Origin of the sequence: Cupriavidus sp. CuC1, from assembly GCF_044627735.1 — a bacterium.
Lineage (GTDB): Bacteria > Pseudomonadota > Gammaproteobacteria > Burkholderiales > Burkholderiaceae > Cupriavidus > Cupriavidus ulmosensis.
The window spans coordinates 1-8,449 of record NZ_JBIUHC010000262.1; the positions used below are offsets into that span (position 1 = coordinate 1).

General features: G+C 59.0%; 9 protein-coding genes and 1 pseudogene. 5 read left to right on the forward strand and 5 right to left on the reverse strand.

The window, feature by feature from the left end:
• Window positions 1-198 precede the first annotated feature (198 nt).
• Window positions 199-489, forward strand: coding sequence for a BON domain-containing protein (locus ACGLHR_RS49335; RefSeq protein ID WP_400103133.1), 291 nt, complete (start codon window positions 199-201; stop codon window positions 487-489).
• Window positions 490-655: 166 nt separating this feature from the next.
• Here ACGLHR_RS49335 and ACGLHR_RS49340 read toward each other — a convergent pair whose 3' ends face one another.
• The 3 genes and pseudogenes from ACGLHR_RS49340 to ACGLHR_RS49350 form a co-directional block, all read right to left on the reverse strand.
• Entirely contained in the window at window positions 656-862 is a 207-nt protein-coding gene (locus ACGLHR_RS49340; RefSeq protein WP_400103135.1) for a DUF2188 domain-containing protein, read from the reverse strand.
• A gap of 25 nt (window positions 863-887) precedes the next feature.
• Window positions 888-1,097, reverse strand: a complete 210-nt coding sequence (locus tag ACGLHR_RS49345) for a hypothetical protein (protein ID WP_400103137.1) — start codon at window positions 1,095-1,097, stop codon at window positions 888-890.
• Between the two features lie 97 nt (window positions 1,098-1,194).
• Window positions 1,195-1,407: pseudogene (locus ACGLHR_RS49350) on the reverse strand (IS5/IS1182 family transposase); the annotation flags it as partial.
• Between the two features lie 1,744 nt (window positions 1,408-3,151).
• Between ACGLHR_RS49350 and ACGLHR_RS49355 the strand changes: the two are divergent.
• Together ACGLHR_RS49355 and ACGLHR_RS49360 are read left to right on the forward strand one after the other, a co-directional pair.
• The gene (locus ACGLHR_RS49355) at window positions 3,152-3,541 is read left to right on the forward strand and encodes a BON domain-containing protein (protein WP_400103139.1); all 390 of its coding nucleotides are present in this window, start codon (window positions 3,152-3,154) and stop codon (window positions 3,539-3,541) included.
• Window positions 3,542-4,361: 820 nt separating this feature from the next.
• Window positions 4,362-4,649 (forward strand): helix-turn-helix domain-containing protein, encoded by a 288-nt coding sequence (locus ACGLHR_RS49360; protein WP_400103141.1) that lies wholly within the window; start codon window positions 4,362-4,364, stop codon window positions 4,647-4,649.
• 16 nt (window positions 4,650-4,665) lie between these two features.
• On the opposite strand, the gene ACGLHR_RS49365 is transcribed toward ACGLHR_RS49360, so the two are convergent.
• The gene (locus tag ACGLHR_RS49365) at window positions 4,666-4,848 is read right to left on the reverse strand and encodes a hypothetical protein (RefSeq protein ID WP_400103143.1); all 183 of its coding nucleotides are present in this window, start codon (window positions 4,846-4,848) and stop codon (window positions 4,666-4,668) included.
• A 1,499-nt stretch (window positions 4,849-6,347) separates the two neighbouring features.
• Between ACGLHR_RS49365 and ACGLHR_RS49370 the strand changes: the two genes are divergently transcribed.
• Complete coding sequence (locus tag ACGLHR_RS49370; protein ID WP_400103145.1) at window positions 6,348-7,031, forward strand: hypothetical protein; 684 nt, start codon at window positions 6,348-6,350, stop codon at window positions 7,029-7,031.
• A 26-nt stretch (window positions 7,032-7,057) separates the two neighbouring features.
• Here ACGLHR_RS49370 and ACGLHR_RS49375 read toward each other — a convergent pair whose 3' ends face one another.
• On the reverse strand, window positions 7,058-7,222 hold the full coding sequence (locus ACGLHR_RS49375; RefSeq protein WP_400103149.1) for a hypothetical protein: 165 nt from the start codon (window positions 7,220-7,222) through the stop codon (window positions 7,058-7,060).
• A 273-nt stretch (window positions 7,223-7,495) separates the two neighbouring features.
• Here ACGLHR_RS49375 and ACGLHR_RS49380 point away from each other — a divergent pair, with 273 nt between their 5' ends.
• A complete protein-coding gene (locus ACGLHR_RS49380) occupies window positions 7,496-7,819 on the forward strand; it encodes an H-NS family nucleoid-associated regulatory protein (RefSeq protein ID WP_400103147.1) in 324 nt (107 codons plus the stop codon).
• Window positions 7,820-8,449: the final 630 nt, after the last annotated feature.

Genomic DNA, 8,449 nt, shown 5'->3' on the forward strand with positions numbered 1-8,449 from the left:
CGGTGGGCGCGGTTTCGGCATGGTGCACCTCCTGTTTACTCAAGATAGGCACTGTCCGAAAAAGCGGGTCATCTCCAAGTCATGAAATCAATCTCAAAGGTATGCCTCGCCAGCGTGGTTGGATTGTTCGCTGCCGTGTGCGATGCCACTAGTCTTGCGGATGCAGCCACACGTGCCGCATCAGATAGCGTTACGCCCATGAACGGCCCACCCGGAACGCCGGGGCGTCCCGACTCGGGCAGCATATCGTCGGCTGCCGAATTAGCCACGAAGCACAGCGACAACGCGATCACCATGAAGGTTAAAGCTGAACTCCTCGCCGCAAAGGGGCTCAGACCTGCCGGAATTCGAGTGAGAACTGAAAATGGTGTAGTGCATCTCGATGGCAAAGTTCAAAGCGATTCGGAGAAGCTGACAGCCTTGAACGCGGTCCGCGCCGTGGAGGGTGTGCAATCCGTGGTGGACGGACTGCAGGTCGTCGGCAAATAGTCGCGCTGGCACGAGGGGTCCCTGACCACTTTTGACAAGAAAAGCGCCCCGCCGATGCCTGGTGGGGATCGACGGGGCGAAGGGGGACAGGTCCGGCCTGTGGTTTGTTCAGACAACGCAGATGTGCGCTCTTGGACACGCGTCCCGGGCGTCACGATTTTGGTAATCAGTTGTCGGGGCCAGTTTTGAAGAGGATATGACCATCGCTACCGTGCACCAGCAATTCCACTTTCTCGCGCTGGGCGAGTGCGCTCCCAGCTTGGATCGCGTCTTCCTGGGTTTCATAGTGGGATCGTGCACGCAATGCCCCCTCCTGTTTGACGTCCCAGCCTTTGCCATGAGGTATGACGTGGAAATTTCCCTTGTGTGTCATGGCGATCGCTAAAAAACAACTTCTGTCACGCCGCCAACGGGAGTGGCTGCCGGATATACCGCCGCAGGCCGCCAGGTTCGTCGATGATCAGGTCTACTCCGTTGCGGGCCGCAATGGCGCTTCCGACACTTAATGCTTCGCCTGCTTCTTCAAATTCCAGGATCGCAGTGGTCGCGCCGCATGTTTTCAAGACCCAACCGGCGCGCGCTGCACAAACCATAATATCTCGTCGCATCTCAGCTTTCTCTTGAGGGAGATGTCTAAAGCGTAGGAGAGGCGCGTAAAAGATGCCGTCGGGCACTGTCCTACTTAGAGCCTACTTAGAGCCCGTTTCATGAAGTCTCCTCCAGTGGGTGCCAGCAAATGAAGCAGCAAGCCAGTTTGAGAGCTTCGTGAATGTCGGCGGGACGTGCGAGGCGCACGCGCAAGCGTCGGAATGCATGAAGCCAGGCCATGGATTCGCTGTGGACTTTGCCAAGCCCGCTGCAGCGGGGCTGGCCACGCCGAGCGATCGAAGTCGAGATGCGGGCGGCATGCTTCGGCCGTGTCAAGGAAGCTGCTATGCAAGGCGCTATCGCTCCGGGCAGCTCAGATGGTCCGGCTTAGCGAGAGGACATCGCGGTAGCGGCATGACACGTAGAACTCTGGCGCTAATTCTCGTTTCCATGCGGGCGTTTTGCCGCTGGTAGGCTTCCATTGGGTCACCGCACTACCTATCCTGATGAGTAGGGTCGATCTTAGTCACATCGGTCAGTCAAAAGGATCAGCGTTAATGGAGGCCATGAGGCTAAATGCGCACTCTGGCCTCAGCTCTCGCAGCTACCCAGGAGAGGATATGAAAGGGCTCGGCTTGCTAATCGCGACGTCGATGGCAATGATATTGCCGTCTGCCGGCGCTGCGGGGTGTCAATATGACATGCAATGCAAAGGCGAGAGGATCTGCCAGCGAGGCATGTGTGTCGGACCCGAAGCGGAAGACAAGGACATCGACAAAGCCCCGCCTCCTGCAGTGAGGAGTCTTCCTCCCACCACGGGGCCGCGCTATTGCTGCACGGTGGCGGGCAAACTGAGGCTGAACCGAAGCTCACGCTCGGAGGGCGACATCATCAACCTTGGGGATGCTTGCCAAGGCTCGACCGCTTCCGGCAAGCCCGTTCCAGGCACGGCATGCAACTGACGTGCCGGGGAAAGAGTCCTCTGGCGCGCCTGCATTGTGCCGGTGAGAGACGCCCCCTCGCGGTCCAGGGTGTTATTTTTTTAAGGGTGCATCCGACAGCATGCGAATGCGCATCACATGGGTCATGAAAAAGCCGCCCCAAGGTGGCCGTGACAATCCTGAAGATATCCGGGGCAACCTACCCTCGACTCGCTTACCCGAATGCCAGGCACTCCCCAGGGTGCCTGGCCATGCATCGCTACTGTGTTGCCGGCCGGCGTTATTGACCAGAATATCGAGGCTCCTATTAGTTGCCGCGGCGGTCGAAGAGAGCAATGCTTTTCTGAAGGCGAGGCATGCAGCATGCACGTGACTACGCCGAGAAGCTGATTGACTAAGGCCGGGCGAACCCAGACGCTCGCTGATCCCCCCATCCAATCATCGTCAGCCGGGCCGAAAGACATGTCGATGGAATGACAGCGGTATCCAAGCGCTCCATTCTCCGGCCCTGGCGGCACCGCTTTATTTTAGAATAATCCCCTACCGCTTCGACTGTCATGGTCAGATCTTGCTGGCCAGCTAACTGCTCGTATGTGATGCAACACACAGAAGTTATCGTACGACCAGTCCCACCAGCTCGCGAGCTTTTTTGTCTCGATGGCGATATCCCGGGCTTTGTACTTGAAGTCCATATGTGCCTCCCCGATTCTCGGAGGACCGTAGCACGCCGCATGGGATGCAGCGATGTTGTGCAAGATTACCTCGCGGTCCAACTAGGCCGGCGTAGCTCGGCCGGGTAGGGCCGCATGAAGCTCCGCGCCCGCTCTGGATCCCGGCAGGTCAGCCAGTCATTCAATTCCGCTCGGCAAGGCGCCCAGCTGCGCAGTCCACGATCGGGCAAGCTGTGGTGCTGCTAGAGGTGCAGCAGCGGGCAGGCTACAAGGTCCGGCTTGGGGCCAGTCACTGCCTGCCGGTGAGCGCGCCGCGGAGCAAGGCAAACGTTTCTGCGTGTGGCCTATCCGAAGACCCCCCGGAACTCCTTCGTTTCCAGGGAAGTCAAGGGAACGCCGCGCGCAGCCGCAATGTGGGCGGCCACGATGCGGGTGCCTTCTGAAGCTCTGTAGGAGACATTGATGAAACTAGTCCGAGAGATTTGCCTTGGAACTGTCGCATTGGTTGCCGCTCTGGGCGCTCTGGGCAATGCTGGTGCCTGGGGGGATGTGAACAGAGTGCTGTCAACGGATGGCGCGCCGCCGATCAGCCGCCCACAGGAAGCCCCGGTGCCGCCTGAAATACCAAGCGACAGGGCAAGACTAACCGACAGCGCGATCACGATGAAGGTGAGAGCGCAGCTTCTTGCCGCCGGGCTTCGATCGACCCGGATTCGGGTGAGTACCAAAAACGGCATTGTGCACCTCGACGGCAAGGTGCCAAGCGACTCAGAAAAGCTGACGGCCTTGAACGCCGTCCGTGCAGTGGAGGGCGTGCAATCTGTGGTGGACGGTCTGGAGGTCGAGAAATAGCCCTCGCTGGCATCAGGGCACACCCTTCTCAAGAAAAGCGTCCCGCCGACGCAGGGATGGGACGACGGGGCGAAATCGGAGGCAGGATCATGCGGACCTGCCCACGAGGGGGAGGCTGCTACAGGACTTCGGTCACGCCGCTAACTCCTAAGCCGGACGAGTGAACCGCAGCATGCCGTACGGTTCCTCGATGACGAGATTCACGTCGTAGCACTTCCAGGGCGCTGGCGTAGTCGCCATCGAAGTTCTTTCTTGCCATGTCTGCTGCTGTCAGGAAAGCAAAACCCCGGACTGGGCCGGGGTTCAGGGGAATCGCTGGAGGTGCCTCCCGGACTGATATCAGCTCCGCTTCGCTGGCGTTAGGGCACGGGCCTGCTCTTTGCGACAGGATTCAGTCTACAGGGCTTCGGCCAGTTCCAGAAGATCAGGCTGTGCTTTCGGGGCAGGGGCATCTATACGCTCGGCTTGAACAGATCCGCACACCGGTTCACTTGGGACCGCCAACCTCATGATCGCGATGACCTATCCATCCGAGCCAGACGAACGCAAATGCAAGGAGAACGCGCGCCGGATTATTGCCTGCGTTCGTCCGTAGAGAAAATGGCCCACGACGCCTATGACTGGGACGGCACTCTCTGAGAGGAGATGGATGTGGCATGTGCATACGAGTTGCCAAAGCGCGTATATCGCTCATTCCTTGATGAGAAAAGCAATGCAATGCCTGCGCAGGAATTCCGACCGAGATACTGGAGCAGATGTGGGGGCGCCCCGCATCGAGCGAATGAGGCCTGCTACCCGATTGTCACAACATTGAGCGCGCATGAGAACACCTGAAACCGTTGATATCAACGGCGCCGCAGATCTGATGAAGATCCACCCCAAGACCGTACTTGTTATGATCAATTCAGGCGCCCTGCCAGCGGCACGGATCAGACGAGCCTACGTCCTGATGACCAAGGATGTGCTCGACTACATCCAGCAGCAGATCATCCATCAGACAGCCGAAAGACTCGCCATAAAGGGCAGACGAATCCGCACGCCCGACAAGAGGCCAAGGAGGACAAGGCGCAGCCCGCCCAACCTGGAAAAGTACATGAAAATGCTGTGACAGCATTTCAATAGAGCTAGGTGATCAGAATCCCGCCTTGTGCGCGGGGTTTCGCTTTTCTGAGGTGGCAGCTCTCCGAGACACGCCGAACCTTGTCGCCGTCCACTTCGAAAACGGTCTTTCGCGCGTACTTCCCCGCAGCCATGTCTTTGACCGACCGCAGCAGCGCCGCCTCGAATTCCTTCTGTTCTTCGTCCATGACAGTGCGAGTAGAGTTGTGACGGTGCAACAGGCTTAAATGGCTAAGTCGTTAATCCATAAGGGATCAGGACGAAGCGCCTGAGTATATTTTTGCTATCTCAAGAGCACGCTAGCACTGTCGGCACCTAGCGCAATTCGGCTCGACTGACCTGGAACGTCGCTCTCTCCTTCATGCGCAGCGGACCAATGGGTATCACCTTGAGTCGATCAGGTGTTTTTTTGTGGGTTCAAATACAGCACTTATTAACAGAGCACCATCGGAAAGCTTTAGCGCCGCTCCACATGCGGCTGCCTGCAATCGGGAAACCAATCCATAACACCTTAGCCTACATCGGAGTGGGGAAAAGCCTCTGGTCAAGCCCCAGTAAAGCACCAGGAGGATCGGATGGACCACCCGTACTTCGCGTCGGACGGAGCACGAACGAGTCCTACGGTACAACCCTTGCTCGCGCCATACACCGTTCCTTCCAACGAGAGTCCGATTGAGGTCAACGAAGAGCCCAAGATCGCGGCGACAGGACCCTGGTTAGGTTCGGCGAACGTAGGGCGCCGCCGCCAACTCCGCTGCCTTGGCAGTGCCGGGAGCGGCTGGCTCCTCAGACTCGGCGAGTCCGACGGCCGAGGCCAACATCGCGGCGCCGGCGAACGCGGTCCGCCGAGATCCTTTGGCCGCTTGGCGTCGCCTAACTCCGACCATTCACTGGGCGGCCAAGTTCACAACCATGCCGTCGACGGCGAGCTTGTCCCTCAGTGCCTGCGCCTTGAGCGGATCGCCCCCAAAAATGACCACTTTGCCGGCGTCCAAGCGGCGGATCTGCTTGGCTAGTGCCTCTACGGACGTCGTCGGGTCCCGGAAAAATCGCCTATGGTGTCTAGCCAGATCGGATGTTCGATCAGCAGAGTCAGGTACTCGCGCGAGGGCCGCTCTAGCAGACCAAGCCGTGATCTCTGCCCGCGTGTGCTTATCTTGGCCCCAGGCCAAATCGCATCGAACATACGAAGACCCCAAGATGCAGCCACCGGGAGAATGCTGCAGCGCAAGAAATTGATGGCGGCAGTTTGCCGTATCCGACGATTCGCAGTCTGCGCTGGACGCCGCGACCCCGGGAGGCCATCGATAATGGCAAAGATCGCGGCACTGAGCCCCAGGGCGCCGGTGGTGTATGGTCTGCGAGGACATATCCGCCGGCCGGATTCCTGGGCGAGGCAAAGGGGCCGGCAACTTCCGTCCCTCCCCGTCGCCACGAGCAGGACGGGCAGATTTGTCCTGGCTGCTTCGAGGAAGCGGAACGGATTTAGGTTGGGCAACACACAAAAGGGTCGGGCCCGGCCAAATCAACATAGACCTTCTCCCGGGCATAAACTGGAAGGAGGCGGCGGCCGCAGTGTGTCCTGGCGCCCAGAGTTTCTGTTAGCCGCCGGGCAGACTCCCGAGCGTGGGGGGTGCCGGCTGCGCGGCGATTGCCGCGCCACGCCGAAGCTGCCTTCTCAAATGCCATGAGTTACATTCGCGCACCGTTCACCGACGATCAGGTCCAGAAGCTCAACGAGAACCAGGTTGGCCTCGGCGGCCCGGTTCTGCGCGCCTTCACCTGCAGGAACAGCGCCGATCATCGCCACGGAGTCGAAGGTGGCGCCCCTGGCATCCTGATTGCCACCAAGTACGGCTGGGTTTGCCCACACTGCAACTACAAAAGGGACTGGGCATTCGCAATCATGGCGACCCGGTTGACTCGCCCGCCGACCGCCATCCAATCCTTTGTCTATATGACGCCCTCAATCGAGAAGGCCAATATCCTCCTCGGTCAATATGAACGGCTTGCGGCAACCGAGCGCCCCGGCGCCGCCGTGATGGTCGCCTGCATCAAGAATCGCATCGAGGAAATGTCGCTCCCCGGATTCGGCACTCTCGAGCTCAGCGAGATCCCCACTGACGCGGTGGTGAGACGATCAGAAGGACGTAATTACCGGATCGTTTCGGGGCAATCACATCTCCAAGCCGCCCTGCGCCTGACCGGCCGCGCGCTGGTGACGGATGCTGTCACCCATGAGCAGTTACACGTCCATGACATCGACGGCAAACTGCTTGCCATTCCGTCCGACGCCCAGGCCGTGCTCGACTCGGAAACACTTAAGGTGATCGAACACGCCAAGGCCGACCCGCGCGCGAGACGCGCGTGAACTCGTTTCGCTGTACCGCACTGCTCTCACGTGATGCTGTAGCGGTTGTGTCCATCCACCAGGAGATCACCCCGCAACACCAGTGCATCACGGCACCCTTCCGAGAGTAAGCTGCGTTCTAGTGCCGCGTATTCGTCTTCTGTAAGTGGATCGATATAGGCAGGGAGGTCTTCGTTGATAATGATCGTCATAGGCCAGACAAGAAAGGTAGCACACTGCTGCCTTTTCGAGCGGTGTAGCGGCGCTGTGCCGGCTTGTTTCGGTGTGTCGGTGTTCTGCGCGCGACTGGGCGGCCCAAATCTCAGTGTGTTCTGCCGTCACGGGTATCGACGCGCGGCCGAGCGAATTGAAGGATAGGGCTACATTATCCATTGATTGGTGTAGACGTCGATATACCGCTCGAACGTGTTGTAATATTCGAAATTATGTACGATGCTGGAGTTACCATAGAAATGGAGAAAACAATGGCATCATACAAACGGCTGCTAGCCGAAAAGGAAAAACTCGAGGCTCAGCTCGTCGAAGTGCGAGCAACAGAAGTCGCTGGCGTTATCGAACAGATTCAAGCCCTGATGGCACAGTACGAGCTGAGTGCCGACGACATCGCTCCAAAGCGTCGCCGTGGCCGTCCCGCAGCGGGCGCGGTGGCTAAGGCTCCGGCAAAACCCAAGGCATCCCTGCCGCCAAAGTATCAAGACCCCAAGACGGGTGCAACTTGGACTGGCCGTGGCCGTGCACCGGCTTGGCTCGGTAAGAATCGCGACAAGTTCTTGATTCAGGAAGCGTGAGCGCGGGGCGGCCCAACGACCGTCGTTTTGCTGCGGTTATTGGCAGATAGCCGCGCCGCTTGAACCCCGAGCTTCGGTTGGGGGCAAGCGGCGCAGCTTTTCCTCTGGAAGGCTGAAGCTACGTCCTCCAATTAGACCTGCGTACCCAGTTCTCGACTAAGCGTGGCGCCCGGCATGAGCAGGTGATGTTTAGTGGAGCCGCTTCCGCGAGCACGAGCGTGTGCTGGATCGGCCCGGGAACGTACACTTAGCTTCGGCGCATGCGCGCCATCGAGTCTGTGCGGCAGACGCAGTCCCTGGGAGGTTCTTAGTTTCGTGACCATGAAACTACGCTGTTTGCCATCTTGCGATCAACGGCCTCGAAGAGGGGCATCGAAACCAAGGAGTCCGGCGAGCCAATTATCCTGAGTGGGAGCATAAATGCGGCGTCAAGATGGCGCCGTCCCCTAATGACCGCTTGTGGCAAGCCGATTACTTTGGGGCCGCAATTCGAGGGTGGCGCAGAAGGTTAGGGTTGTCTAACCGAACAAATCGTGCCACGTCGATTGGGGTTGCTGCTATCATGCCGCGCATCGCGCGCGGGTGTAGCTCAATGGTAGAGCAGAAGCCTTCCAAGCTTATGACGAGGGT

Excerpts from the sequence above, each read along its gene's own strand:
- ACGLHR_RS49335 (WP_400103133.1), top strand. The coding sequence starts at position 199 with ATGAACGGCCCACCCGGAACGCCGGGGCGTCCCGACTCGGGCAGCATA.
- ACGLHR_RS49340 (WP_400103135.1), bottom strand. The coding sequence starts at position 862 with ATGACACACAAGGGAAATTTCCACGTCATACCTCATGGCAAAGGCTGG.
- ACGLHR_RS49345 (WP_400103137.1), bottom strand. The coding sequence starts at position 1,097 with ATGCGACGAGATATTATGGTTTGTGCAGCGCGCGCCGGTTGGGTCTTG.
- ACGLHR_RS49355 (WP_400103139.1), top strand. The coding sequence starts at position 3,152 with ATGAAACTAGTCCGAGAGATTTGCCTTGGAACTGTCGCATTGGTTGCC.
- ACGLHR_RS49360 (WP_400103141.1), top strand. The coding sequence starts at position 4,362 with ATGAGAACACCTGAAACCGTTGATATCAACGGCGCCGCAGATCTGATG.
- ACGLHR_RS49365 (WP_400103143.1), bottom strand. The coding sequence starts at position 4,848 with ATGGACGAAGAACAGAAGGAATTCGAGGCGGCGCTGCTGCGGTCGGTC.
- ACGLHR_RS49370 (WP_400103145.1), top strand. The coding sequence starts at position 6,348 with ATGAGTTACATTCGCGCACCGTTCACCGACGATCAGGTCCAGAAGCTC.
- ACGLHR_RS49375 (WP_400103149.1), bottom strand. The coding sequence starts at position 7,222 with ATGACGATCATTATCAACGAAGACCTCCCTGCCTATATCGATCCACTT.
- ACGLHR_RS49380 (WP_400103147.1), top strand. The coding sequence starts at position 7,496 with ATGGCATCATACAAACGGCTGCTAGCCGAAAAGGAAAAACTCGAGGCT.